The sequence below is a fragment of the Tianxiuia mixotrophica genome (assembly GCF_050596425.1).
Taxonomy (GTDB): domain Bacteria; phylum Bacillota; class Clostridia; order Peptostreptococcales; family Acidaminobacteraceae.
Genome location: NZ_CP192292.1, coordinates 3,802,894 through 3,828,793, shown reverse-complemented (window position 1 = coordinate 3,828,793; position 25,900 = coordinate 3,802,894). Strand labels below are relative to the sequence as shown.

Annotated in this window: 29 protein-coding genes, 1 pseudogene and 1 other annotated feature; of the genes and pseudogenes, 28 read left to right on the top strand and 2 right to left on the bottom strand. The window is 41.2% G+C overall.

The features are described from left to right. The first annotated feature begins 14 nt into the window (after positions 1–14). From ACQ4KW_RS17080 to ACQ4KW_RS17065, 4 genes are all read left to right on the top strand, one after another. Positions 15–812 carry a methyl-accepting chemotaxis protein gene (locus ACQ4KW_RS17080; RefSeq protein WP_430883648.1) on the top strand — a complete coding sequence of 266 codons (798 nt, stop codon included), beginning with the start codon at positions 15–17 and terminating at the stop codon, positions 810–812. Between the two features lie 223 nt (positions 813–1,035). Beyond that, complete coding sequence (gene sdaAB / locus ACQ4KW_RS17075; protein WP_430883647.1) at positions 1,036–1,707, top strand: L-serine ammonia-lyase, iron-sulfur-dependent subunit beta; 672 nt, start codon at positions 1,036–1,038, stop codon at positions 1,705–1,707. Positions 1,708–1,718: 11 nt separating this feature from the next. Beyond that, positions 1,719–2,612, top strand: coding sequence for an L-serine ammonia-lyase, iron-sulfur-dependent, subunit alpha (gene sdaAA / locus ACQ4KW_RS17070; RefSeq protein ID WP_430883646.1), 894 nt, complete (start codon positions 1,719–1,721; stop codon positions 2,610–2,612). Between the two features lie 2 nt (positions 2,613–2,614). Next, complete coding sequence (locus ACQ4KW_RS17065) at positions 2,615–3,145, top strand: Gx transporter family protein (protein WP_430883645.1); 531 nt, start codon at positions 2,615–2,617, stop codon at positions 3,143–3,145. Positions 3,146–3,209: 64 nt separating this feature from the next. Here ACQ4KW_RS17065 and ACQ4KW_RS17060 read toward each other — a convergent pair whose 3' ends face one another. Continuing rightward, positions 3,210–3,797: a LiaF transmembrane domain-containing protein gene (locus ACQ4KW_RS17060; protein WP_430883644.1), complete on the bottom strand. Its 588-nt coding sequence runs from the start codon at positions 3,795–3,797 to the stop codon at positions 3,210–3,212. Between the two features lie 201 nt (positions 3,798–3,998). Here ACQ4KW_RS17060 and ACQ4KW_RS17055 point away from each other — a divergent pair, with 201 nt between their 5' ends. From ACQ4KW_RS17055 to ACQ4KW_RS16950, 22 genes and pseudogenes are all read left to right on the top strand, one after another. Continuing rightward, positions 3,999–4,349 (top strand): PspC domain-containing protein, encoded by a 351-nt coding sequence (locus ACQ4KW_RS17055; protein WP_430883643.1) that lies wholly within the window; start codon positions 3,999–4,001, stop codon positions 4,347–4,349. A gap of 15 nt (positions 4,350–4,364) precedes the next feature. Next, positions 4,365–4,793 carry a PspC domain-containing protein gene (locus ACQ4KW_RS17050; RefSeq protein WP_430883642.1) on the top strand — a complete coding sequence of 143 codons (429 nt, stop codon included), beginning with the start codon at positions 4,365–4,367 and terminating at the stop codon, positions 4,791–4,793. Next, positions 4,793–5,737, top strand: a complete 945-nt coding sequence (locus tag ACQ4KW_RS17045) for a LiaI-LiaF-like domain-containing protein (RefSeq protein WP_430883641.1) — start codon at positions 4,793–4,795, stop codon at positions 5,735–5,737. Before ACQ4KW_RS17050 ends, ACQ4KW_RS17045 begins: the two co-directional genes overlap by 1 nt. Before the next feature lie 266 nt (positions 5,738–6,003). Then, positions 6,004–6,354, top strand: a complete 351-nt coding sequence (locus ACQ4KW_RS17040) for a hypothetical protein (RefSeq protein ID WP_430883640.1) — start codon at positions 6,004–6,006, stop codon at positions 6,352–6,354. A gap of 44 nt (positions 6,355–6,398) precedes the next feature. After that, positions 6,399–6,623: a binding site (T-box leader), on the top strand. Positions 6,624–7,034: 411 nt separating this feature from the next. Beyond that, positions 7,035–7,550, top strand: a complete 516-nt coding sequence (locus ACQ4KW_RS17035; RefSeq protein ID WP_430883639.1) for a GNAT family N-acetyltransferase — start codon at positions 7,035–7,037, stop codon at positions 7,548–7,550. A 29-nt stretch (positions 7,551–7,579) separates the two neighbouring features. After that, entirely contained in the window at positions 7,580–10,231 is a 2,652-nt protein-coding gene (locus tag ACQ4KW_RS17030; RefSeq protein ID WP_430883638.1) for a valine--tRNA ligase, read from the top strand. A gap of 10 nt (positions 10,232–10,241) precedes the next feature. Further along, the gene (locus ACQ4KW_RS17025; protein WP_430883637.1) at positions 10,242–11,534 is read left to right on the top strand and encodes a bifunctional folylpolyglutamate synthase/dihydrofolate synthase; all 1,293 of its coding nucleotides are present in this window, start codon (positions 10,242–10,244) and stop codon (positions 11,532–11,534) included. Next, complete coding sequence (locus ACQ4KW_RS17020; protein WP_430883636.1) at positions 11,521–12,819, top strand: hypothetical protein; 1,299 nt, start codon at positions 11,521–11,523, stop codon at positions 12,817–12,819. Before ACQ4KW_RS17025 ends, ACQ4KW_RS17020 begins: the two co-directional genes overlap by 14 nt. Then, complete coding sequence (locus ACQ4KW_RS17015; protein WP_430883635.1) at positions 12,816–13,679, top strand: ATP-grasp domain-containing protein; 864 nt, start codon at positions 12,816–12,818, stop codon at positions 13,677–13,679. Before ACQ4KW_RS17020 ends, ACQ4KW_RS17015 begins: the two co-directional genes overlap by 4 nt. A 217-nt stretch (positions 13,680–13,896) precedes the next feature. Next, positions 13,897–14,586 (top strand): cytochrome c biogenesis CcdA family protein, encoded by a 690-nt coding sequence (locus ACQ4KW_RS17010; RefSeq protein WP_430883634.1) that lies wholly within the window; start codon positions 13,897–13,899, stop codon positions 14,584–14,586. A 27-nt stretch (positions 14,587–14,613) separates the two neighbouring features. Continuing rightward, positions 14,614–15,030: a hypothetical protein gene (locus ACQ4KW_RS17005; protein WP_430883633.1), complete on the top strand. Its 417-nt coding sequence runs from the start codon at positions 14,614–14,616 to the stop codon at positions 15,028–15,030. Between the two features lie 15 nt (positions 15,031–15,045). After that, positions 15,046–15,348, top strand: a pseudogene (locus ACQ4KW_RS17000) (TlpA family protein disulfide reductase); the annotation flags it as partial. Positions 15,349–15,519: 171 nt separating this feature from the next. Continuing rightward, positions 15,520–16,254 (top strand): flagellin, encoded by a 735-nt coding sequence (locus ACQ4KW_RS16995; protein ID WP_430883632.1) that lies wholly within the window; start codon positions 15,520–15,522, stop codon positions 16,252–16,254. A gap of 126 nt (positions 16,255–16,380) precedes the next feature. Next, positions 16,381–17,076 (top strand): hypothetical protein, encoded by a 696-nt coding sequence (locus ACQ4KW_RS16990; protein WP_430883631.1) that lies wholly within the window; start codon positions 16,381–16,383, stop codon positions 17,074–17,076. A 243-nt stretch (positions 17,077–17,319) separates the two neighbouring features. After that, positions 17,320–17,997, top strand: coding sequence for a hypothetical protein (locus ACQ4KW_RS16985; protein ID WP_430883630.1), 678 nt, complete (start codon positions 17,320–17,322; stop codon positions 17,995–17,997). Next, positions 17,997–19,991, top strand: coding sequence for a sigma-54-dependent Fis family transcriptional regulator (locus ACQ4KW_RS16980; protein ID WP_430883629.1), 1,995 nt, complete (start codon positions 17,997–17,999; stop codon positions 19,989–19,991). Before ACQ4KW_RS16985 ends, ACQ4KW_RS16980 begins: the two co-directional genes overlap by 1 nt. 284 nt (positions 19,992–20,275) lie before the next feature. Further along, the gene (locus ACQ4KW_RS16975; protein ID WP_430883628.1) at positions 20,276–20,758 is read left to right on the top strand and encodes a Na+/H+ antiporter subunit E; all 483 of its coding nucleotides are present in this window, start codon (positions 20,276–20,278) and stop codon (positions 20,756–20,758) included. After that, positions 20,751–21,032, top strand: a complete 282-nt coding sequence (locus ACQ4KW_RS16970; RefSeq protein WP_430883627.1) for a monovalent cation/H+ antiporter complex subunit F — start codon at positions 20,751–20,753, stop codon at positions 21,030–21,032. The genes ACQ4KW_RS16975 and ACQ4KW_RS16970 overlap by 8 nt, the downstream gene beginning before the upstream one ends. Further along, on the top strand, positions 21,025–21,324 hold the full coding sequence (mnhG, locus tag ACQ4KW_RS16965) for a monovalent cation/H(+) antiporter subunit G (RefSeq protein ID WP_430883626.1): 300 nt from the start codon (positions 21,025–21,027) through the stop codon (positions 21,322–21,324). The genes ACQ4KW_RS16970 and mnhG overlap by 8 nt, the downstream gene beginning before the upstream one ends. Positions 21,325–21,345: 21 nt before the next feature. Further along, positions 21,346–21,585 carry a hydrogenase subunit MbhD domain-containing protein gene (locus ACQ4KW_RS16960; RefSeq protein WP_430883625.1) on the top strand — a complete coding sequence of 80 codons (240 nt, stop codon included), beginning with the start codon at positions 21,346–21,348 and terminating at the stop codon, positions 21,583–21,585. Continuing rightward, positions 21,582–21,860, top strand: coding sequence for a hydrogen gas-evolving membrane-bound hydrogenase subunit E (mbhE, locus tag ACQ4KW_RS16955; protein ID WP_430883624.1), 279 nt, complete (start codon positions 21,582–21,584; stop codon positions 21,858–21,860). Before ACQ4KW_RS16960 ends, mbhE begins: the two co-directional genes overlap by 4 nt. Further along, a complete protein-coding gene (locus tag ACQ4KW_RS16950; RefSeq protein ID WP_430883623.1) occupies positions 21,857–22,294 on the top strand; it encodes an MnhB domain-containing protein in 438 nt (145 codons plus the stop codon). The genes mbhE and ACQ4KW_RS16950 overlap by 4 nt, the downstream gene beginning before the upstream one ends. On the opposite strand, the gene tnpC is transcribed toward ACQ4KW_RS16950, so the two are convergent. Beyond that, complete coding sequence (gene tnpC, locus ACQ4KW_RS16945; protein WP_430883388.1) at positions 22,258–23,859, bottom strand: IS66 family transposase; 1,602 nt, start codon at positions 23,857–23,859, stop codon at positions 22,258–22,260. The two genes, ACQ4KW_RS16950 and tnpC, sit on opposite strands and share 37 nt — an antisense overlap. A gap of 224 nt (positions 23,860–24,083) precedes the next feature. Here tnpC and ACQ4KW_RS16940 point away from each other — a divergent pair, with 224 nt between their 5' ends. Together ACQ4KW_RS16940 and ACQ4KW_RS16935 are read left to right on the top strand one after the other, a co-directional pair. After that, positions 24,084–24,443, top strand: coding sequence for a cation:proton antiporter subunit C (locus tag ACQ4KW_RS16940; protein WP_430883622.1), 360 nt, complete (start codon positions 24,084–24,086; stop codon positions 24,441–24,443). After that, on the top strand, positions 24,440–25,888 hold the full coding sequence (locus ACQ4KW_RS16935; protein WP_430883621.1) for a complex I subunit 5 family protein: 1,449 nt from the start codon (positions 24,440–24,442) through the stop codon (positions 25,886–25,888). Before ACQ4KW_RS16940 ends, ACQ4KW_RS16935 begins: the two co-directional genes overlap by 4 nt. Positions 25,889–25,900 lie beyond the last annotated feature (12 nt).

The window sequence follows — 25,900 nt, the reverse complement described above, 5'->3', positions numbered from 1 at the left end:
GGGGAGCGTGTCAAATGAAATTAGCAATAGTTGGAGCGGGATTAGGTGGGACCAATCTAATCAAGGCCATGAAAGATCTTGAGGGCATTGAGATTGATCTGGTTATTGACCGCAATATGGATGCACCGGGCATTGAACTGGCTAAAAAAGTAGGCATTGCCCATGCCAATGATATTTCAGAGATCGGCAGAAGAAACGTTGATGCAGTTATTGAAGCAACAGGGGTTCCTGTGGTGATCGAGTCACTGCATGATGCGTATGGCAAGACTCACAAGATCATAGAGTCGGATGTGGCACAGGTGATGATGACCGTCGTAGACCAGCAGGTCCTACTTTCTGATAAGCTGAATACCCAAATGGAAGCCGTTGCTCAAACGACTTCAAAATTTGAAATGGAACTGGATAGAATTGCTAAGACTGTAGAAGTTCTTGGCAATGTCAGTGGTCAATTAAACGAGTCCACAGAGGCATCAAATGTATTTATTGAGAAGAGTGATCAAATGATCAGTGCAGTCAATAAAATCACAAATCAAATTAAAATTCTTGGTCTAAATGCCAATATTGAAGCGGCGAGAGCAGGTGAGCATGGTCGCGGTTTCGCCGTTGTTGCCAGTGAAGTGCAAAAGCTTTCAGATGATACAGCAAGATTTGCAAAAGAGATATCAGACCTTCTCAAGTCAATATCACAGGAAAACGAAAAGATTACAAGTGAAGTGGACAGGCTAGATGAACTTTCGCAAAATCAGAAGTCTGTATCTGACAATGTCCAGTCGGCGCTTTCAACGTTAATGAACGAGACAACGATTTCATAATGAAAGATTTATCTTCTTTTCTTTGAAGTTTAATCTCTATTGACGGGTTGATTGACAAAAAGTAAAACATATAATTTAATGAACTCAGGATAGCCATAGTGGGTGTCCTGAGTTTTATTTTATGGAAAACAGGGCTGAATCATTAACCGTGATGAACTTGCAAGTGTTCACTAGCTTGTATGATATTACTGTGGATGATCGGCCAAGAGTTAATGGAGGATTCATGGCTGAATACAGTGCTTTTGACGTGATCGGTCCAGTTATGATTGGACCCTCAAGCTCGCATACAGCGGGTGCTGCCAGACTGGGATTGGCAGCCAATAGAGTGGCGGGCAACAATGTGAAGTCTGTGAAGTTTTATCTTCACGGCTCATTTGCCAAAACATATAAAGGACATGGTACTGACCGCGCCCTTCTTGCAGGGGTGCTGGGATATTCTGAAAGAGATGAACGTCTGAAGGAGGCCATGTCTATAGCCCGGAGTCAGGGCGTTGCATTTGAGTTTGTTCCCGCTGACCTGGGGGATGTGCATCCCAATTCTGTTCGTATTGAAATCATTACAGAGGAAGACGAAGAGATAAGCATGTCAGGGTCTTCTGTTGGGGGTGGAAGCATCCAAATATGGGACGTGAATGGGTTTGCTGTAGATATGACAGGAGAAAAACCTGTAATGTTAACCCGTCATCGAGATCGTGAAGGGGTCATAAGTGGAGTTACTCGTATTCTTGCTACCCTGGGTATAAATATCGTTTCTCTTAACTGCTCTCGTAAAGAAAAGCGTGGACAAGCCTCAATGGTTATAGAGCTTGATGAAATGCTTGACGAACGTGTTCTTGAAGTTATCAATACCAGAGTGGTTGGTATTGAAGCCATAACTTTGATTGATCAAATTTAAGGAGACACAGTATGAAGTATAAATTTACAAATGGCGCTCAACTCCTGGATGTCTGTGAAAAAGAGGGGAAAAGCATATATGAAGTCATGATTCTTAGAGAGTGTGAAAGCAAGGAGATTGAAAGATCTCTTGTTATAGGGTCAATGACAGAGGCCTATGAGGTTATGAAGTCTGCCATTGAGGCAGGCATGGATCCAAACATAAAGTCTGTGGGTGGTCTCATTGGAGGTGGGGCCCACAAGCTTTCAACATACGCAGGCGAGCATGCGTCCTTGGCCGGTAAAGCCATGACAGACGCCATCGCTGCGGCGATGGCTGTATCAGAAGTTAATGCTTCCATGGGAAAAATAGTAGCGGCACCAACAGCTGGTTCATGTGGTATACTACCAGGAGCGGTTGTAAAAATTGGTCTTGATAGGGGATTAACAGACGAAACCATTGTGAATGGACTCTTTACAGCTTCGGCCGTGGGGTATCTCATCGCAAGAAATGCGACAGTTTCAGGTGCAGAAGGCGGATGTCAGGCCGAGACGGGCACAGCGGCTGCAATGGCAGCAGCTGGACTTGTTGAAATGCTTGGTGGGACACCAAAATCAGCCCTTTCAGCAGCAGCTTTTACAATTAAAAACATATTGGGCCTTGTTTGTGATCCTATCGCAGGTTTGGTAGAATGTCCTTGTGAGAAGAGAAATGCAATTGGCACTGCCAATGCAGTTATCTCTGCTGATATGGCTCTTGCAGGTATCACGACAATCGTCCCATTTGATGAAGTCGTGGATGCCATGCGGTCTGTTGGTCGCATTATGAGCCCGACATTAAAAGAGACTTCCATGGGAGGTCTAGCTGATGCACCGACAGCAAGAGAGCTGGAGGCAGGCATCTTTGGAGATGAAAAGGTGAAATAATCATGAATCAAACAAAACGACTGGCAGTTAGAGCCTTATTTGTATCAATAGCTCTGGTTCTACACATTGCCGAAAGTATGATTCCGCTGCCGGTTTTAACCCCTGGGGCTAAAATTGGGCTGGCAAACATTATTACAATGTTGGCGGTCGTGCTCATGGGATATAAAGAAGCCTTTGGCATACTGGTGGCCCGTATTATGATCGGCTCAATATTTGGTGGTGGCGTTTCTGGTTTTTTATATAGTTTTTCTGGGGGCATGCTGAGTCTGCTTATGATGACCCTATTAATTGCCCTGGCAAAAGACTATGTCAGTATGATTGGAATAAGTGTTACAGGCGCTTTTTTCCACAGCATGGGTCAGGTCCTTGTGGCGGCGGCCATGTTACAAAATATCAGGATATTGTCTTACTTACCGGTTCTTTTATTGACATCGGTTGGAGCTGGAATATTTGTTGGCTATGTTTCAAAAGCCCTCATTCCTTATTTGGTTCCCCATGTGCGACATGCCTATGAAGTGCCTGAGCGGGCATAATCAAAAAAATAAAGTCCCTGATCTAGCCTATATAGGCATCAGGGACTTTTTCGTGTTTAAAATCTTATTTTGGATCATCCTCATCTGTATCAAAATACTCTTCAAGATCGTCTTCTAAGTCATCCTCATGACCAGTCTCTTGACGGGATGTTTGGTCGTAGCGGTCATGGCGCTTGCGAGTTTTTTTATCCTTTGTGAGAATAAAGAGTCCAAAGAGAATAAGGGCTGCAGGACCAATGAAATCTGCTGCAAAACCAAAAAGAGAGAATGATAGGAATACAGCTGATAAAAATCCAAGTATCGTTGAAGCAATCAGGACACCTTTTTCTCTTCCTCCGAACAAATAGAGTTGGAACAAACCAAAACTAGGTCCGAGTAAAAATACAGGCCAAAGATTATCCATGAAGTTCCAACCTGTTATAATATTGAAGTAGAAGAATACGCTATAAACGGTTAAAATACCACCTGGAACGAGAACACCGGGGTTGCGGCGACTTCCAAAATAGGATAATTCAAACATCAAACCTGGAATGAGTAAAAATAATGGCCATATAAAGTTCCAATTGAACCGTATAAGCCCTATATTGCTGGCGAGTAAGATAACACCGGCTGTTATAAGCATAAAGCCGGGGAATATGCCAGTTTTTTTCATAATAACACCTCTTTCTTTCGTCTTTCTTGTATTCATTATAACGTTAGAGTATTAAATTTTTCTGAGAATGACAAAACATTTCCCTAAAGTTTTTAAAAAATCGGGTAAGGTATTCTAATCATTTTCTAATTAAACGCTCAGCTTGTTATCAGGGAGCGTATGTTATGATTTGATCAAAGATAAGAACAGGAGGACAAATTTATGAATCGTTTATACAGATCAAGACAAGATAGAATGTTAGCAGGTGTTTGTGGAGGCCTTGGGGAATACTTTAATATAGACTCAAGCCTTGTTCGATTAGGGCTGGTACTCTTAATCGTATTTGGTGGCACTGGATTTTTAGCCTACATTATTGCTTGGATTATTATTCCAGAGGCACCATATGGGTATGAAGATTATAAGGAAAAGAGAGCATCCGATCCAAGTAAGGGACCGAGACGGGATGAAAAGGCTGAAGATGTTGTCGTAGAAGCAAAAGAAGAACAAGACACTCATGTAGAAAACACTGAATCTGATGAGCCAAGTGGCAATGCTCATGAGACGGATCGATAGAAATAGGAGGATAACATGCAAAAACGATTATATAGATCAAGAAAAGATCAAGTTATTGGTGGTGTATGTGGTGGTATCGCAGAGCATTTTGGCGTTGATTCTGTTATTGTAAGACTTTTCGCTGTTTTAGCCGTATTCTTTGGTGGTGGCGGCTTACTTGCATACATTATTATGTGGATTATCATACCGGAAGAGCCAAGGCGTTCAGAGAATGATGACTATGAAAAAGATGGCTACAATGATGACGACTACAAGCCGTCTTATGAATACTACCCAGTCAATAAGCACAACACCCAAGCCGTTCTAGGGGCGGGGTTAATTGGTCTTGGCGTATTCTTAGTGGTTAAAAGATATATCCCTTGGGACATCGGCGAGTACTTCTGGCCGGCGCTACTCATCATCGGTGGTATTTACATTTTGACGCGAAGAAAGGATGAGGCTTAATGGCTTCTAAATCAAAAGATGATCGCTTGGGGTTTGGTTTGACCCTAGTGACAGTGGGCGTTATATGGCTCTTATTCAAATTCAACATATTATCCTTTTCCATAATTGATGCAATTATAGATCTTTGGCCACTGCTTCTTGTGGTTGCCGGAGTGAACTTGATATTCAACAATAAGAGCATTATTACATTTATCACTTGGGTTTTATTTTTAGGCATACTTATATGGTATGGCCAGTTTGGAAACATGTCCATTAATGGCATGACAGAACGGATAAGTGGTGAAGAAGTTGTGTCGCGCGATCAGTCCTGGGAGTCCTACGAATCCGCTAAGGGTGAAATTGCGCTAAGCGATGACATAGAAAAGGGCAATCTGAAATTTGATCTGGGATTTGGTGGCCTTTACATCAGCGGTTCATCGGATAATGATGTAGAGTATGAAATACCAGAGAAAATAACAAAGGTCTATAGTAGAACCACAAAGAGAACAGCCAATATTGAATTTGAACAGATTGAGAAACTCTTCTTCAATTGGGGCGACAATCAACCTATGGATTACGATATTGAGTTGCCAGAAGATGTTGAGTGGGATATTGATATAAACACAGGTGCCATAGATGCTAAGATTGATCTGAAGGACCTAGATGTACGCAACCTTGATATTGACTGTGGTGCAGGAGATATCGACATAACATATAGCGAAGACGCACCCCTGGTTTATACAGACATTGATTGTGGTGCAACGGAAGTTTCATTGAATGTGCCAGAAGACGCAGGTGTCGAAATCAGCATTGAAGGCCTTGTCAGCGAAAACAACTTTCTAAGCAATGGCCTTGTAAAAGTGAGCGATGACATTTACAGGTCTGAGGATTTCGAGAAAAGTGACATCAAACTTTTTATTGAAATTGACACAGGTGTTGGTGACATTACTTTAAGCACGTATTAGTTGCACATATGGATTTCGATTGTTAGTGAAAGTTGATGCTTTATAGACTTTGAGGCGTTTATCCGCGCCTTGTCTTTCGAAGTTTTATACAAGCTGCTAATCTAATCTGTCGACTTTGTCGACAGCCTAAGACCACCCAAAGGGTGGTCTTTCATTTGTTTATGCAAATAAATCAATATTATAAGTTAGGAATGAAAAAGATCGGGAATACATAGGATAAGACAGAAATTGTGTGAGTGTGTCAGATGATTAGGGTGGTGGCTCCCATGACGTATAAATATAAGATTGAAATACTTAACACGACAAAAAATCAAGGGTTTGTGGAAGGATCTATAGATGATTTTTCTTGGTTTGCCATTGTTCAGGCGGATGTGGTTGAGTTTGGAATCAATCCAGACACCCTTTCAAAGGGAGATGGCAAAGTGACCCGCCTATGCCTTTACAAGGACAATTATGATGTGGAGGGCAACCCATACTTGCCGTCGTTAAGCATTAAACGAATGATTTATGCCAATTACCAGCATGAGTGGAGTATACTTAATCACAAGTATAGAGACATGGTTCATGAACTGGTCACTTATCTGGAGAGACGCTACTCCATGCATGTTCTCAGATAATCTTGACACGCATCATTCACGGCTATATAATTAAGACGTTCATATGAAAGTCTATGAAGAAGAGGAGTAAATGCAGACCGCACCAGAGAGAGGGAAATTCACCGGCTGAAAGGTTTCCTGTGTATGGGTACATTGAATGTAGCTTCTGAGACACTCTTTCGAAAGCCAGTGTAAGTAGTTAGAGTCGGGTAATTCCGTTATAAATTGATTGAGAGCCAGTCTGAAAACTGGAATCAAGGTGGTACCGCGATGTTAACTTCGTCCTTGTTGCTTATTCTTTTTGAAATTAAGCAAAGGGAGGGAGTTTTTTTATTTGGCATCATTTGGCGTCGTAATTTTCCCCATATCATCGTTGTACACATTGTCTTGCGAAGTCACGTACTAAGGTAGGCTCCCTCGCAATCCAAAGTTGTACGCCTTGATCTGGGAAAAATTTCATAGCCAAATAGAATAAAAGCGTCGAAATTTTCCCCATGTCATCGTTGTACACATTGTCTTGCGAAGTCACGTACTAAGAAGGTAGGCTCCCTCGCAATCCAAAGTTGCACGCCTTGATCTGAGAAAAATTTCATAGCTTAATAAGTTTCATAGCCCAATAATAATGAAATCGAAAAATGACATTGAAAGAGAAAATTTCATAAACACTTATGTCATTAAATTTAGAGGTGAGGAGGGTACATATGGAAGTCATAATTCGTCCGCCGAATGTAGACGATGCAAGCGCCATCAACGAAATCAGGCGCATGGACGGTGTCCGTGAAAACACACTTGGTCTTATTTCTGAGCCGGTGTCACGGAACGTTCAGTTCTTGCAAAACCTAGATAGAAACAATCATATGCTTGTAGCAGAGGTAGATGGAAAAGTCGTCGGTATGGCCAGCCTCATGCAGAGCACACATCCCAGAATGAATCACACTGGATCCATTGGCATTTCAGTTCATAGAGATTTTCAGAGCAAGGGTGTTGGGCGAAAACTTATGGAAGCGCTTATCGATATTGCAGACAACTGGCTCATGCTTGTCCGTATTGAACTGGGCGTTATCGAAGACAATAAGAAGGCCCGTTCGCTTTATGAAAGTCTAGGCTTTGTCAAAGAAGGTGTGAAACGAATGAGTATCATACGTGGTGGAAGGTACTGCGATGAAATAATGATGTCAAGAATTAAAGTAGCCAAGCAATTGAGAGACTTTAAATAATACCCCGAAGACGATATAGGAGGCAAAAAATGTCTACAAAAGAAATGGGCAAAAATTATAACCCGCATGATTTTGAAGATCGCATTTACGCGGACTGGATGAAAGAGGGACACTTCAAAGCGAATGTAAATCCAGAAAAAGAACCATATACAATTGTTCTTCCGCCACCAAATATTACAGGACAGCTGCATATGGGTCATGCCCTTGACCATACACTACAAGATGTTCTTATCAGATGGAAACGTATGCAGGGATATGAGGCACTATGGCTGCCAGGTACAGACCATGCATCCATTGCAACTGAAGTAAAAGTTGTTGATAAAATCCGTGCGGATGAAGGTCTTTCCAAAGAAGACTTGGGTCGAGAAGAATTCCTTAAACGTGCTTGGGCATGGAGAGATGAATACGGCAGACGTATTACAAAGCAAATGCAAAAGCTCGGCAACTCATGTGACTGGGACCGTGAAAGGTTCACTATGGATGAAGGTTGCAATAAGGCTGTAACAGAAGTGTTCATTCGCCTCTATGAAAAAGGCCTTATTTACAAGGGTTACCGCCTCATCAACTGGTGCCCAGATTGTATGACAACTCTATCGGATGCCGAAGTTGAGCATGAGGACAAAGTGGGTCATTTCTGGCACATAAAATACAATGTTAAGGATTCTGATGAATTCCTTGAAATTGCGACGACACGTCCTGAAACAATGCTTGGTGATACAGCGATTGCTGTTCACCCAGATGACGAAAGATACAAGCACCTCGTTGGTAAAACGGCGATTCTTCCAATCGTAAACCGTGAAATTCCAATCGTAGGTGATTCATACGTTGATATGGAAAAAGGCACAGGTGCCCTAAAAGTAACACCTGCCCATGACCCGAATGACTTTGAAATCGGACAACGTCATGACCTGGAACAGATCACGGTTATGAATGAAAATGCCACTATGAATAAACTGGCTGGAAAATATGAGGGCATGGACCGTTATGAATGTCGTAAAGCCCTTGTTGAAGACCTGAAAGAAATGGGTCACCTTATCAATATTAAAGACCATGACCATGCAGTAGGCACATGCTACCGTTGTAGCACAGTTATTGAGCCGAGACTTTCAGACCAGTGGTTCGTGGCTATGGAAAAAATGGCTGAACCAGCACTGAAAGCGGTTCGAGATGGTGATACGAAATTTGTTCCAGAGCGTTTTGTTAAAATTTACAACCACTGGCTAGAAAACATCAGAGACTGGTGCATTTCACGACAACTATGGTGGGGTCACAGAATTCCTGCTTGGTACTGTGAAGACTGTGGTCAGATGATCGTTGATAGAGAAGAGCCAACAAGCTGTTCTTGTGGATCAGCCAACCTTAAGCAAGATGAGGATGTTCTGGACACATGGTTTAGTTCTGCTCTATGGCCTTTTTCAACACTTGGATGGCCAGAAAAAACGCCTGAACTTGATTACTTCTATCCGACAAACGTTCTTGTAACAGGTTATGACATTATCTTCTTCTGGGTTGTTAGGATGATGTTCAGTGGCATTGAGCAAATGGGTGAAGTGCCATTTGATGATGTGTTCATTCATGGTATTGTTCGTGCGGAAGATGGCAGAAAAATGTCTAAATCCCTCAACAATGGTGTTGATCCTCTTGAAGTGATTGACCAGTATGGCGCAGATGCCCTTCGTTTTATGCTTATGACAGGCAACTCACCAGGCAATGACATGCGTTACCAAACTGAGCGTGTTGAAGCAAGCCGTAATTTTGCCAACAAGCTCTGGAATGCCTCTCGATTTGTTCTTATGGGACTGGAAGATGAGGCCATGGATCTTGATGGTTCAGAAGAACTGGAACTGTCTGATAAGTGGATTCTTTCACGCATGAACACAGTGGCAAAAGACATCACTGTAAACATGGAAAAATATGAACTGGGACTGGCAGCAACCAAGATTTATGATTTTGTATGGAATGAATACTGTGACTGGTACATCGAATTGGCTAAGAAGAGACTTTATGGTGAAGACGCTGAAGCCAAAGCAACAGTGCAGAAGGTTCTTGTTACTGTACTCAAGCAGACCCTTAAAATGCTACACCCATTTATGCCATTCATCACTGAAGAAATTTGGGATCACATTCCAGGGGCTGAAGGCCGTGTGATTGCTATGGATTGGCCTGAGTTTGACCAAGCGCGTGCTAATGCTGAAGCGGAAGAGCAGATGGAACGCATCATGAATGCCATTAAGAATATTAGAAACGTTCGTGCTGAAATGGATGTTGCGCCATCTCGCAAAGCCAAGCTGATCATTGTTGCAGAAAAGAAGGTTAGTGATCTGCTGATTGAAAATGCGGCATACCTACAGTCCTTGGCATCAGCATCAGAAGTCGAAGCGGTTTCAGATAAATCTGCAGTTCCTGAAGATGCGGTTTCAGTTGTGGTAGACGGTGGGGAAATATTCTTGCCACTTGAAGAACTTATTGACTTTGACAAAGAACTTGACAGACTGAATAAGGAAAAGGCAAAACTTGAAAAAGAAGTGGACCGTGTCAATAAAAAGCTAAACAATCAGGGTTTCCTTGCAAAAGCTCCAGACCACCTTGTTCAAGAGGAACGCGATAAAAAAGACAAATATGAAGACATGCTTAAGACGGTTCTTGACAGAATTGAGTCAATGCAAGCAAAGATCAAGTAGGTGATTGACCGTGACCTATGCTGAAGCGATAAAGTTTATTGAGAGCACAGAAAAGTTTGGCATTAAGCCTGGGCTTGATGCGATTAAAAGACTGTTAGCAAAACTTGGGAATCCGCAGGATGACCTAAATGTTATACACATTGCAGGCACCAATGGCAAAGGGTCAACGGCCAGTTATATCAAAAGCATTCTTATGCATGCAGGCTACCGGGTGGGGTTTTATACCTCACCCAGCCTTTATGCCCTGGAAGAACGCATACAGATTAACAATGGCCTCGTTGACCAAAAAGATTTTACAGCAGTGACATCAGAGGTAAAAAAAGCCGTGGATGCGCTTGTAGAAGAGGGATTTGATCCCAATACAGAGTTTGAAATATTCACAGCCATGGCCTTCCTTCACTTTAAAAGACATATGGTTGACTTTGTTGTACTTGAAGTTGGACTGGGGGGGAGGCTGGATGCAACCAATGTGGTTGACAAGCCCCTTGTTTCAGTGATAACACCAATTGCTCTTGACCATGTCAATATTCTAGGGGACACACTGGAAAAAGTTGCATTTGAAAAGGGCGGCATTATTAAGGACAATGTTCCCCTTGTTATTCACCCTCAAGAACGTGAAGCCTCAGAGGTTTTAAAAAAACTTGCAGAGCAAAGGTCTGCAAGTATGATTGTCGCCCCAGTGGACTTGGTTGAAGTGGTGGAAATGTCTCTTGAAGGGACTGTTTTTACATTGGGTGTCCATCCCTACAGAATTTCCATGATTGGCAAGCACCAGGCTCAGAATGCGGTGGTGGCCATGACGGCTGTGGAGCTAATAAATCGGGAGTATGACAAGCACATCCCAGAAGAGGCCATTATGAAAGGTCTCGAAGCAACCAAATGGCCATGCCGACTTGAAGTTTTAGATACAAGCCCTAAAATCATACTGGATGGAGCGCATAATCCACACGGAGCTAGGGCGCTGGCAAAATCTCTTGACGATATTCTCCCTAAGGGCAAAATGCCAACTGTTATCTTGGGGATGCTTGGAGACAAGGATGTTGATGAAGTTCTTGGTATTATGAAGGCCTACCTAGGAAAAGTCATCGTGACAGAACCCCATAATGATCGGAAACTATCGGCTGAGGCCCTGGATCATAAGTTAAAAAGTTTAGGTGTCGATACAGTGGTGGAAAAAAATCCTTCAAAGGCTTTAAAAGTGGCTCTTGAGTTAACAGACTCTTCTGAACTCATACTGGCGTTTGGTTCTTTTTATCTTGTCGGACAAATCCGTCAGGAGGTTCTAAGTGATGACTTCCGTTAAAGATGTCATGGATTTTGTTTATGGATCTTACTTTAAGCGCACAAAAGTTGAGACAAGCCCATCAAAGATTCTTGATGGATCCCATCCGGAAGATGATCGCAACACACGTCGACCGGACCTAACATCTGAAATGCTTAAGGCCCTGGACAAGCCTGATCAAGGGATGACGAACATTCTGGTCACAGGCAGTAAGGGCAAGGGCAGTGTCAGCCGATTGCTTGAGTTAATTTTAAGGGCGCATGGAGAAAAAACAGGACTTTTTACAAGCCCTCATCTGCATGTTTATAATGAACGAATTCGTGTCAATGGCAAAATGATTTCTGACCATGCCCTAATAGAAGCGGCTCTGCAAGTGCAGCCTATTAGCATGGCCCTAGATGAATCCTTAGAGCTTGGTGAGTATATAAGCCCAATGGGAAATGGTTTATGTATGGCCCTTGTACATTTTAAAAATGAGGCGACAAGCTACAATATCCTTGAATGTGGCCGTGGGGCACGCTTTGATGACGTGGCTGTGGCTGAGTCTGACTACGCTCTTATTAATATAGTATTTGATGAACACTTGCCCAATCTGGGACGAAACATCGAAGAGGTGGCCTGGCACAAGGCAGGGATTATTTCAAAGGGGCAAGAGTACGTTTTTTCTGCGGTGCAAAAGCCTGAAGTTCTGAATGTATTAGAAAATCAGGCGAGAAAAAATGGCGTAGATCTTGTCATCGCCAGTCAAATGCATCCTGAAATTGATAAGTCTGTTGGTCAAGCCTACAACAAGGAAAATGCAAATCTAGCATATACGGCGGCTAAGTATATTTTAAAGGACAAGTTTTCACATAACAGGGCCCTTCAGGCTATAAAGTCCTTTCGCTTTGCAGGGTGTATTGAAAAGGTATCAAGTGATCCAACTATATATTTAGATGGTTGCATCCATCCTGTTTGTGCTAAGGAAATTGCAAAGGCAATGAACACCAAAAAACACATTCGGTCTATAATAGGTATTCCTGACAATAAGGCTTATGAGGAAGTCGTTGAAATCCTTAGTCAAAAGTCGGCTGTAACGTTTTTAAGTGAGCCGGCCAAGTGTCATCTTCCCTTTAGTGGCATACAGGCTCATTTGGTCCGAAACATGCGGCAAAGGGGTCAGAATGTCTACCATATTCCTAACTTGCAAGAGGCTATAGATCAAGCCTTAAATGATCTACCCGAACAGGGGGAAATCTACATTGTTGGGACACAGATTTACATTGGACAGGTGAAAACAGAATTAGCACGTAGGGGTATTATATGAAAAAGGGATGGGTCATTTATTCTAAAGAAACACTGTCATCAAAGTTTGGAAATAATGCTTTTGATTGGATGGTAGAATCAGCTTCTAAGTATGACATGAATGTTGAAGTGTTATTTGAAGAGGATTTCGACTTGCTGACGTCTGGAGAACAAGCTGTTTTCCTCTTAAATGGAAAAGAACTGGCTAAGCCAGATTTTGCTGTTATGAGAAGCTATGGACTTGATTTGGCAAGACATCTAGAGTCGTCAGGTGTGCCGGTGTTCAACAAGCCGACTGCCATGGCCATCTCTCAGGACAAGTGGCAAACCCATCAGGTCCTTTGCAAAAAAGGCTTACGGTCTCCAGATACCTTGTGGACTTCGACCCCGCGAACCTATAGTGACATCCTTTCAATTTTGGGAAGTACCTTCGTTGTCAAGGGGCTCTTGGGATCAAAGGGAGAAGATGTTTACTTGGTGGAAGGGCCTGAAAGTTATGATAAGGCTTTAAAGCAATTAAAGGGACAAAGCGTCCTCTATCAAAGGTTTGTATCAGAAAGTGCGGGCACTGATATTCGAGTACATGTTATTGGTGGTCAAGTGGTTGCGGCGGTGCGACGGGTTTCAGAGGGAGACTTCAAGTCGAATTTTCACCAAGGCGGTGCGGCACGTGCTGTTGCCATTACTGAAGAAATGAAAGATCTGTCTCTTGCGGCAGCAAAAGCTTTAGAGCTTGACTTCGCAGGCATTGACTTACTGGAAAGTCTGGAAGGACCAACAATCTGCGAAGTGAATGCTATTCCAGGCTTTCGAACAATTTGTCTGACATCCGAAACAGACATACCAAGTCTAATATTCGAACATGTAGCAAAAGTCTTGTAGTAAGGCTTTTGAGATGCATTTTCATGTAACTGACCAAAGTATTAAAGAAGACACTTAACCAGAAGCAACTGGCCAAGTGTCTTTTTTTATACAGTTCAAGAATAATAAAAGCCCAAGCTTAAACCCCCGGGTATATGGGTATGAATGTTCACAAAAACCTTACACTTTCTAAAAGGGAATAGGGTATAATAAAAGTATACTGAAAAGAGGTGATATTATGCCGTTTGGAGATGTTAGTTTTTATGCGGCGCTGACAGCAGGAGTGTTATCATTTTTTACACCTTGTATTTTACCGATGATTCCGGCTTATATTATGTTTATTACAGGATCTGCCCTCGAGGAAGATGTGGCATCAAATAGGAAGTTGGCCATTGGAAGGACACTTCTTTTTATTCTGGGATTCACAATTATATTTGTCATTATGGGAACATCAGCCACATTGCTGGGGCGGCTATTTGTTCAGAACCGGGCTGTGTTTACAAAAATATCGGGTACAATTATTATATTTTTTGGCCTGATCCTTTCTGGGCTTATCAAGTCACCGTTTAAATCTGGTGGCATTAGGATTCCGCAGGGTTTAAGTGGCAACCTAGGCGCTCTTGTTATGGGAATGGCATTTGCAGCGGGCTGGACACCTTGTTTTGGACCAGTTCTTGCAGGCATACTTGTTATGGCTGGTGGTTCAGCGACCTTTTCAAAGGGGGTTCTGCTTTTATTAACATATTCTGTGGGCATGGGTATACCATTCTTACTCACCGCTGTGTTTATTGGAGCTTTTTCATCGGCTCTGCAACGTATGGAGAAGGTTGTACCGGTTATTCTAAAAATTGGCGGCATTATTATGATCATATTTGGTGTACTCATATTCTTTGATAAGGTGACTATGCTAACACAAATGATGCTTTAATTTGAGTGGATGAGAAAGAAGGTGCTTATGAGACAATTTAAGTTCTTGTCTGTTTTGGTCATGCTGGTAATGGTTTTGGCAGCTTGTCAGGCAGATGGTGGCATTGAGGCAGTAAATATAGAAGAAAATTCAAGATCCAGTGAATCGACTGCTGAAGAAAGTGAATTACAAGATAATACAACTGATTCTGAAGAAGCAAATGAGCAAACAGGAGAGCCAGTATCTGAAAATGCTTCAGAAACTACTTCAGAAACTGCTTCAGAGGAAGAAAGCGAACAAGCAACAGAGCAGGTATCAGAGGGGACTTCAGAACAAGTGGCTCAGTTTCCAGTGCGTGATGAAAAAATACCGCCATATGAAATTGAGTTAAGAGATGGTTCGGTTATCAAACTCGATCAATTTGAAGGTCAAGTTGTTATGATGACCTTTTTTACAACTTGGTGAACCTACTGCGAAAAAGAGATTCCTGAGTTGCAGGAACGACATGAAAATTCTGAAGATCTTGTTATTATAGGCATTGACGTAAGGGAAACGGAAAAAGAGTTGGCCCCATATTTAGAAAGACATGGTGTGACCTTCCCTGTGGCCCTTGATGAGGAGGGGAGTTTGGCACAGCTCTTCTATGTAAGTGGTTTTCCAACATCCGTATTTATCTCTCCAGACGGAACACTCATAGGAAGTGTACCTGGTTATATTCAAAGCGACCAGATGGATGCATATATTGATTATGCTAGAACATATGAACCTGAAAAAAGCGAGTGATGGGTAAGAAGTCCTACTCGTTTATGTCCTAGTACCCTACTGAAAGTGTGAATAATATGATACTCTAAATACAAACAATGACTAGAAATCGATATAATATATAGTGGTTAATGTGTATTTACAGCAATAAAGGGTATTAATATTATGTATGAGAGGCAGTGAGGTGATTTTGTGAAGATTGATTCAAGCTATACAAATTTAACCAACGCTTTACAAGGTGCAGCATCTTCATCAAGACCTGCATCCGTCCCTATCACAGAAAAAATGACAGGTCAGGAACGTGGACTGGATCAAGGTACTAGAAACGCTGAAGACGCTGTAAACCTAGCGAACACAGCTGAGGGTGCACTGAATAATGTATCAGATAGTCTTCTAAGAATAAAAGAATTGGCTGTGCAGGCTAGTAATGGCATTCTCACAGAAGACGACAAGGGGATTATTCAAAATGAAATCAATGAACTTAAAACGGGTATTAATGATACCTTAAGAAATACTGAGTTCAACACAATTAAGGTTTTAGATGGTTTCAATGGAAATGTACAGTCAGGTGCAAATTCTGGCCAAGGACAACAAATGAATATTGAAAACACAACCTTAGAAACCCTAGGTATTAAAGAATTTGATGTGACTGGTGATTTTGACATTGGTGACATTGACAAAGCTCTTGAAACAGTCAATTCTGAAAGAGCAGATATAGGAGCCCAGACGAATGGTCTGGAATCCAATATTCGTTACAATCAAATAGCAAGAGAAAATACCATTAGTTCGCGATCAACTGTTGCCGGCGACGATGTTGAAAAAGCGCTCATTGAACTCAAGCAGAGCCAACTCCAACAAAGTATTCAGCAACAAGTCCAATCAATGAAGCAAAAAGATGAAGAAGACAAGCTTAACATCTTTGGTTAGGTTTATTAAACCCAGTGTATATTCCAGTGTATGGTTTATATCTGGGTTTTTATTTGTTTTTGTATACCAAAGGAATAAGAAGTATAAGGTTTAAATGGTGAATAAACGGTAATAGAGGAGGCATATATGAATATAAGGCCAAATCGACCGGAGTCTATGACAGAACAAATGCTGAAAAATGACTTAAAAAAGCCAATACCTATTTCAGCCAATGAACAGCTTGCACGAGAGACACGGGAACAAGACCATGCAAAAGGCATTAATTTAGCTGTCACATCAAATGATGATCTTAGGACAGTCCTTGAGGAGTTAAGCAATCTCAGGGTCTGGGCCTATAAGAGTTATGCCGGAAAAATTAGTGACAGTGATAAAAATGTGGTCCAAACACGGGTGGATATGATCTTAAATGATGTCAAACGTACCCTATCAGGCACATCTTTTAATAAAGTTGAAAAACTATCTTCGGAGACTGAAAATGAGCAGGGATCAGTCATGAAGATTAAAAATAGTGCCCTTGAAAATTTAGGCATTGAAAGTGTGGATATTGGTGGGGATGTGGATATTCAAGCCATTGACAAAGCCATTGATTCAGTGAAAAAGGCCATGAAGAGCAGTGGTATAGATAAGGATAGTCTTAAAGGCGCCATTGTGGATAGTCAACCCAAGCGGATCGCACTTTTTGAAGACATGCCAGATGTTAATAAGGCAAATGAAAGCATTCAAGACCTAAAGAAAAAAGTTTCATTAAGGGCTTTTAAAAGTGCAGAATCTGAAAAGCCCAGTGGACCAGCTAAACGCGAAGATCAAAGTCAAATAAATTAGGTAAAGTCCTGAAATGGTGAAAAGTGCAACCACCATACAGGACTTTTTTTATGTCCGAATTTAATTCAATCAACGAATTAAATTGTATGAGTCATTCATAAGAGGTCTAGGGGAAGGACTGCAAGTTTTGAAGGGATCATTACTGAACGAGACGGGAAGACTGAAGTGATTAAGCAGATATGATATAATGGGTAAGTGTTCTAAAATGGAACATTTTTAAACCCTAGAGTAAAGAGGTGAATTATGAAATCTATTAGACCGCTTGATTTTTATACAAAGGCTGATGAGCCCCTGCAAACACAAAAGGGGATCCGCTTTTACTTCGAATATAAAAACGATGGAGACGAAAATGTAAAAAGTATACCTGCTGAAATCGTCATGGGTGATATTGTAAGGCGTGTCAATCTACCGGGACTATCTCCAGGACAGAAAAAAACAGTTGAAATGGTTCTTACAAATAATATTAGTGAAGATATTGAAGCTGTTGGTGTGAGACTCGGTGATGGAGAAGATGGTCAAATTATGAAGAGCTTCTCCTGGATGGGACAAATTGACCTCCGCATTGATGCTTTAGACCGATATGAAGTTATGGACAATTCAAAAGATGTCTATTTCAGAGCCCTCCTACATAATAAGGGCACAAAAACAGCAAGGAAGATTAAGATTTCTATAGAACGGGACAACAAGTTTTATGGAGACCTCACCCTAGATGAATTGGCACCTAAAACAGCTATGCCAGTTAATGTGGCATTTGATAGACGGAGTAAGGGGTTCTTTAAAATTAAAATTTTAGCGAAAACCATGAATCGTGTGGGCGAAACAGTCAGCAGGACCTTTCATGTGCAACTTGGTGATGAAATGCTAAACACATTGCAGGATCATGAAGATAAGAGTTCTTTAGATCAGGAGGCTGATGAATAATGCCAGGAAAAAGACTCCTAGAGGAAAATGAACTTTTCAAAACAGCGTGGATAGAGTTTGTTAGATACGGTCGAATGGACCGGGAGAGCTTAAGGCCCATCATTGCCGACTCTTGGATTAGAAGCCGGCGGTATCAAGTTAACCCAGATTCGTCGGACGTGACATGTGAAATAACCGGAATAGAGTTTCAGGAAAGATACGATAGAATAGGGTCTGTGCTAGATATTGCTAAGCCTTTTATGGAAACCCTATACAAGACCGTTGGGGAAGCGGGCATGGTGGTTCGCTTAACAGACAGAGATGGTTATGTCCTTGAATGTTTTGGTGATGAACTTGTTTTTGAAAGTCATCAAGCCCTTCACTTATATAAGGGAACAAATGTGAAAGAAGAGGTTATTGGGACAAATGCAATAGGCATAGCCCTCGCCAAGGGGATTCCTCTACAAGTATTGGGGGCTGAACACTTTCGTATTGACTATCATGACTGGACAACGTCAGCAGCACCCATAACAAATGATTCAGGCGAAGTCATAGCGGTTCTGAGTATGTCGGGGGACTATGAACTGGTTCATCCTCATACCCTGGGCATGGTTATGGCATCAGCCCTTGCCATAGAACATGAGTTTAAACTCGAAAAGTCAAATCAAGATCTTAAGAGAAAGAATGACCACTTTAATGCCATTATGGAATCCATATCTGAAGGGATCATCTGTATAGATGAACGCGGGGTCATACGTGATATTAACTTATTTGCAAGAAACTATCTTCGTGTTAGAGGGTCAGAAGCCATAGGCGCAGATATTAGAGACCTCATAAGAGGGGACCAAGCAAAAAAACTTGTCAAGCTCGTTAAAAATGGCAAAGCCCTGAAGGAGGAAGAGTTTAACTTCAGCCATTCTGGCGGGCGAAAAAAATCTGTTATCGTGAATGCAACCCCAGTTTCTGAACCCAATGACCCCTATAAAGAACTTGTTATTACCTTTAGGGAGTCAAAGGACATTCATAATTTGGTTAATAAGATTGTCGGTGCAAAGGCCATATACACATTTGATGATATATTGGGAGACAGCTCGGAGATAAAAGAAGCCATACGCATTGCCAAACTTGTATCAGACACAGAAGCCACCATTCTTCTCACAGGGGAGAGTGGGACGGGCAAGGAACTCTTTGCTCAAAGTATTCACAACGATTCACATAGAAGAAACAATTCCTTTGTTTTCATTAACTGTGGGGCCATTCCCCGTGACCTTGTGGCCAGCGAACTCTTCGGGTACGTAGAAGGCGCCTTTACAGGCGCGCGAAAAGGGGGGCAACCAGGAAAGTTTGAGCTGGCAGATGGAGGCACGCTCTTTCTCGATGAGATTGGGGACATGCCCCTTGACACTCAGGCCAATCTCTTGCGAGTGCTTGAAACAAAAGAGGTTGTAAGAGTTGGTGGACACGATGTTATTCCTGTGGATGTAAGAGTTATTGCAGCAACTCATAAGGATCTAACACAGGAGGTTCGTCGAGGCAATTTTAGACAGGACTTGTTTTTCAGGCTTAATGTTATGCCCATACACACTCCAGCCCTTCGAGAAAGACGAAGTGATATACCCAGCCTGATTGATTTCTTCTATAATCAGTTCAAAATGGGAGAGGGCAAGGCCGGGGTTGATATTGCAGAGAGTTTTTACACAGCTATGACAATGTACGACTGGCCAGGCAATGTTAGAGAGCTTCAAAATGTTATGCAACTGGCTTCAAATATTGTTGGAGAAGGAGGCGTTTTAACAGCCAAAGCCCTTCCAGATTACATTAAGACAAATGTTAGAATTGAAAATGATGAAAGTGAATCTGTCAAAAGTGTGAAAACATTGGCGGAGTTAGAACGTGAGGCCATTCAACTGGCCATTGCCTATTCCAAGGGGAATTTGGTAAAGGCGGCCAAGTCGCTTGGAATTGGCAGGACAACCCTTTATAGAAAAATTGAAAAATATGGATTGACTGTTTAATTGTAGACAGATTCGAGAGATAGCCACTAAAGAAATGTTCCTATTTGAAACACTTGTTTCATTTAGGAACATTTCTTTTTGTGAAAACGTAATCTTATGTTTCAAAACGATACAAACGCAATTAAAATACGTGAAAAACTTCACAAATCAACATGTTTTTTATTGAGTACATATTCAATTGATGTGTATTTGCAAGGTCTTTGGGGTAGGTAAAAGAATGAAAGTTGAACTTGGCATACAAATTGCATATATAAGAATTGGATAAGCATATAGGAGGTAGATTTTTGAAAAACGGAATAATTTACATAATCGCCTTTCTCGCATTTTGGACAATCCTTGCGGAAAGGGTCACAATTTCATCAACAGTCTTTGGCCTTCTTATTGCAATTTTGATTTATGCATATGTCAATAAATCGTACAAAGGCGTTAAAGCAATAAAATCAATTAAGCTTATTCCGGTTTGGCTTTTATTTCTACTTCAACTCATAGGAGAGATTGTTATTGCAAATTTACAAGTTGCTAAAATTGTCCTTTCTAAGGACATGGATATTGCTCCGGAAGTTGTCACGTATAAGACCAAGCTGGATTCAGAAATATTAAAAACCATTCTGGCCAATGCAATAACACTGACACCGGGCACCATGACAGTGGATATTGAAGGCAGTCTCTTGAAGATACACTGCCTAAGCTCCCGGTATGCCGAGGCGCTAAAAGACAATAACTTCGAGAAGACACTACTAAAAATTCAGGAGGCGTATCATGACTAATAATTTAATCTTAGCCTGTCTATTCATCGGCTTAACTTTACTAATGGCTCTTTATAGAGCTGTGGTTGGTCCATCAAAAGGTGACCGCCTAATTGCAATAAATGTTATTGGGACAAAAACGCTTGTCCTCATGGCTGTGATTTCATTAATACTTAAAGAGCAATTTTTCTTAGATGTGGTGCTTGTCTATGCACTTATCAGTTTCACAGCGTCCCTTTTTATTGCTAGAGAAATTGGCAATAAGAGGCATGAAAGGAATGTCACACATGAGTGATATTGTAACACTGGTCTTAGTATTTTCAGGCATTTTCTTTTTCTTTGTAGGTGCGCTTGGCCTCATACGCTTTCCAGATGCTCTCACAAGAGCTCATGGAGCGGCTAAATGCGACACCCTCGGTGCCATTCTTATATTGACTGGTCTGCTCTTTCAAACAGGTATACAGTTTTCATCGCTTAAGCTGGTCCTTGTCATTGTGTTTTTATGGATAACGAATCCTACGGCGACACATGCTATTGCAAAGGCCATTAGAAGCGCTTCCATAGGACGTTCACAAATAAAGGATTAGGAACGAAAGGAGAACAAATATATGACAATGTTTAATGTGGTACTCTTGCTGGTCATGATGATTGGTGCGGTCGCAGCCAGTGCAATTCGAAACCTGCTTGGTGCAGTGATTATATTTATGGTCTACAGTTTAATGATGGCCCTATTATGGCAACAAATGAATGCCCCGGACTTAGCCATTACAGAGGCCGCAGTTGGGGCTGGGCTCACATCGGTACTGTTTGTATTAACACTTAGAAAAATTAAGGGACTGAGCGCATGAGAATAACGGTGTCAATTGCTGTGGCGGTTTGTATTGCAGCCGTGCTTTTGACGGGGGTTATTGATTTTCCCGAGTTTGGAGCACCTGACAACCCGGCACACAATGAAGTCATGGAGAAATACATAGAAGATGGGGTCGAGGAAACAGGTGCTGTCAATTTGGTTTCTGGTATGATTCTTGATTACAGAGCCTTTGATACATTCATTGAATCCATTGTGTTTTTTACAGCAGTGATCTCAGTTTTCGCAGTTCTTAAAGGGGGTCGGATTCTATGACAATTATCATCCAAAATGTTGTGAGAATCATTGTGCCTTTTATATTAGTCTTTGGAGCATATGTCACTGTATATGGACACATATCTCCAGGTGGTGGATTTGCAGGAGGGACTATACTTGCAGCGGCACTTATACTAGATCGATTTGTAGGCGTTAAAAGAAATTTTTACTTGACCAAAGAGATTTCTCTTAAATGTGTTTCATACAGCCTTGTCTGTTATGGCCTTTTAAAGGGGCTTGCCTTCATGGAGGGCGCATTGCACATTCATATTATCACTTGGCCCTTGGGGCATCCTGGTGCACTTCTTAGCGCTGGTATCATTCCAGTCCTCAATATCTTAATTGGACTAATCGTTATGACAGCATTCGTTCTTCTGTTTGATTTATTTCGAGGTAACTATTCAGTCACAGCTTTAAGAAAATCCATTGATTGACCTTTTAAAGCAGATTTAATCGCAGTATATGAATTGATACCATGCTTAGCCATAGTTCCTAGATAAGACATAATTCTTACAAAAGTATCTGCACCTTCTTTGGTTCTGAAAGTTCCTGATACCTTTTGTTTCACTTTAATCATTCGGACATCACGCTCTGCTTGGTTATTATCAAAGGGAACATTGAAGTCATTTATAAATAGACAGACTTCCCCCTTGTGGGATGCAAAGCGTTCAATCAAAGCTCTGATTTTACCTTTTTTATGGCGACCACGTTTACCTTTAGGTTTATCAGGTATTGGATTCGCCTTTATGGCTTCTTCTACGATGGCATCGTATTTTGAATTGAAATATTTCAATTGATACTCGCTTAAAGTTGTATAACCATCATTCTTTAAGGTATCCTTTAGATTTTTCATCTCAAGAAGCAGATTGATCATATTTTCAGCCCATATCTGTTCTGGATAATTTTCTATTACACCAGTCAGTTCCCTTAATAGGTGTGCATTGCAGATTCCATGATCAACGTTTTTATATGTAAAATACGGTTTCCAAAAGTCATGTATCGCTATACCTTTAAACTCAGGGAGGATACCACTTGAGTCCATCCCTATTGATCCCCGCTTTTCTTCTACTGTCAAATAAGTGAAGTGGGTATTTGAAGCATTATGAACCCAGTGAAGTTTTTTATCTACACGTAAACCTGTTTCATCAAAATGAGCAAGATCTAGTGACTTGACCTTGTCACGAATAAGATTTACGGTATCTTCTAGTTTTTCACTTACATTGGTAACCATAGAATGAATTGTACCTGTACTAATGGGCAGATTGAATACTGCGCTTAAAATATCATGAGTACGTTTGATGCCTACCATACCAGCAGTATTTAGTGTAACAGCAAGCGCTTTCAAATTGTCACCATACTGAACACGCCCTTTGATAGACTCTGGAAACACACCAGATATGACTTCATTGTTTCTATAGGAACATTCACATGTCATTACCTGATGAGCTGTAACCTTTGTATCAATAATGATATCGATATTATATCTAGTTTCAGAAACCTGACATGCATCACACTGTTTTTTAAACGGACAGTTATTACATTCTTTCGGAAAATGCTGTACTGTTTCATCAGGAGTTTTCATAAGTTTAAGTCCGTTGCCTTTGTGCCCTTTCTGAGCACCGGCAGATTTGCCGGAAGGCTTGCGTAAACTCTTTGGTTTAGGTTTTTTAAGCCCATCGCTTGAAGGAGGTTTAGAACTGTTATTGCTGTTTTTATTGAGGCTTTCCTTCAAGGTCTTGATGGTTTCTGCTTGCTCAGCATTAGTGGCTATCAGACTATTAATAATATCAGTTTGATTGTTGATTGTGTCAGTTTGATTGTTGATTGTGTCAGTTTGATTGTTGATTGTGTCAGTTTGATTGTTGATTGTGTCGGTTTGATTGTTGATTGTGTCGGTTTGATTGTTGATTGTCGTCGTTAAAGATTCAACAGCAGCGGTAAGTGTGTTAATTTTATCCATTAGCTCTTTAGTTGTTTTTGAAGAAAAATCGTTATTCATGCTGCTATCTCCTCTCTTTTTTTAGCTACTTATATTATAGCATAAAATGAGGTTAAAATCCAGTATTTTCAATAGTTACAACTGGATTTTAAAAGAAAAAAACAGGCTATTTTTCTTTGCGGAGCAGAGTATAAAAGTACGAAAATCCAATAGTAAATATCCTAGATATTTTCACCTGTCTGAATAGTTACATTTCGAGAAGATTCAACAGAGGAGGATAAATCATGAGTATTCTACTGGACAACTTCATGGAAGTGGGTTCCATTATCTTGTTTGCCATAGGTTTCACGACCCTACTGGTGCATAACAATCTCATTAAAAAAATTATTGGACTTAATATCATGGATACATCCATCTTTCTTTATTTTATATCTATTGGGTATATAAAAGGTGCCCATGCTCCAATTATTGAAGATGGAATTTCAGCATACGTTAACCCTGTACCATCAGGACTCATGTTGACAGGCATTGTTGTTGCAGTGAGTGTAACAGCTTTTGCCCTAGCTTTGACCATAAGACTTCATAGCATTTATGGAACACTGGAACTAGACGAAATTATGAAAATAAGGGAGGAAAGTGTATGAACATAATTGGTGCGGCACCAATCGTAATTATTCTATTATTATTAATTTCTTCCTTTGTCTTGCCGTTTAGGAAAAACCCCATAAAAGTGAGTCTGCCTATTTTGGGTGTACTCACGGCATATGCCTGGCTTCATGGACTTTTATTTATAGGCAAGGAGCCATATATTATTCAGGCTGGACATGCCCAGCCTCCATTTGGAATCGCCCTTCGTGTGAGCGCGGTTGAAATAGTCATAGGACTACTTTTCATGACAGTGACAACCCTTGTCGTTTGGTTCTCTGCGAAACAATTTCATAGGGAAGTCGGCGAGAAACAACAAAAAACTTTTCTAATTCTCATTCATCTCTTAGTGGCATCTCTGCTTGGGATTGTTTTCACTCAGGATTTATTCAATGGATTTGTATTCATAGAAGTCAGCACTCTGGCAGCTTGTGGCATAATAGTTGTCAAAAACAAAGCGGACAATATTAAGGCCGCAGTAAAATATTTAATATTGAGCAGTTTGGGATCTGGCCTGGTTTTAATGGGAATTGCCTACCTTTATGCCTTGACTGGCTATTTGGACATGACCTATATTCATGATGCCCTTGTGCCAATTGCGTCTGAGAAATCACGGATGATCCTAATCAGCATGGTTTTATTTATGACAGGTACAGGCATTAAAAGCGCTCTTTTTCCAATGCATATATGGCTTCCAGATGCCCACACGGCAGCTCCAGGGGCTTCAAGTGCCCTGCTGTCAGGTCTTGTTATAAAGGCACCAGCCATATACTTTTTAAAAATTTGTGTGCTTGTTTACGGCTATAATATGATCAACCAAACAGCCTTTTTACAGCTTTTGCTTCTATTTAGCGGAACGGGTATGATCGTGGGCTCCCTTTTTGCAAGATCACAAAAAAACATAAAAAGAATGATTGCCTATTCTAGTGTGGCACAAATGGGGTATATATTCTTTGGGATAGGTCTTGGCACACCAGCTGGTATGGCCATTGCTGTCTACCACATGATCGGACATGGCTTAACCAAATCAACCTTATTTCTAGTGGCCACCACCTTTATAGATAAATTGGGAACCAAGAATTTATCAGACCTTAAGGGTGTAGGAAGAAAAATGCCGCTTGAAATGGCCATATTCACCATATGCGGATTTTCTATGGTGGGCATTCCAATCCTTCCTGGCTTTATAAGCAAGTGGAACTTAGCCCTAGCAACAATTGAAACTGGACAGGTATGGCTACTGGCTGTAATACTTCTTAGCTCTGTACTCAATGCAGCCTACTATTTTCCGGTTACAATCAACGGATTTTTCTCTGAAGAAGAGGGACTCACCCCAAACAGCAATTATGTAGAAAAAAGGCCCCTTATAATACTCTCATTTTTACTTGTTATGGTGGGTGTCCTGTCAGGCCCGATCCTTGAACTCATTGAAAAAGCAATAATTTAGGAAACAGTTTGG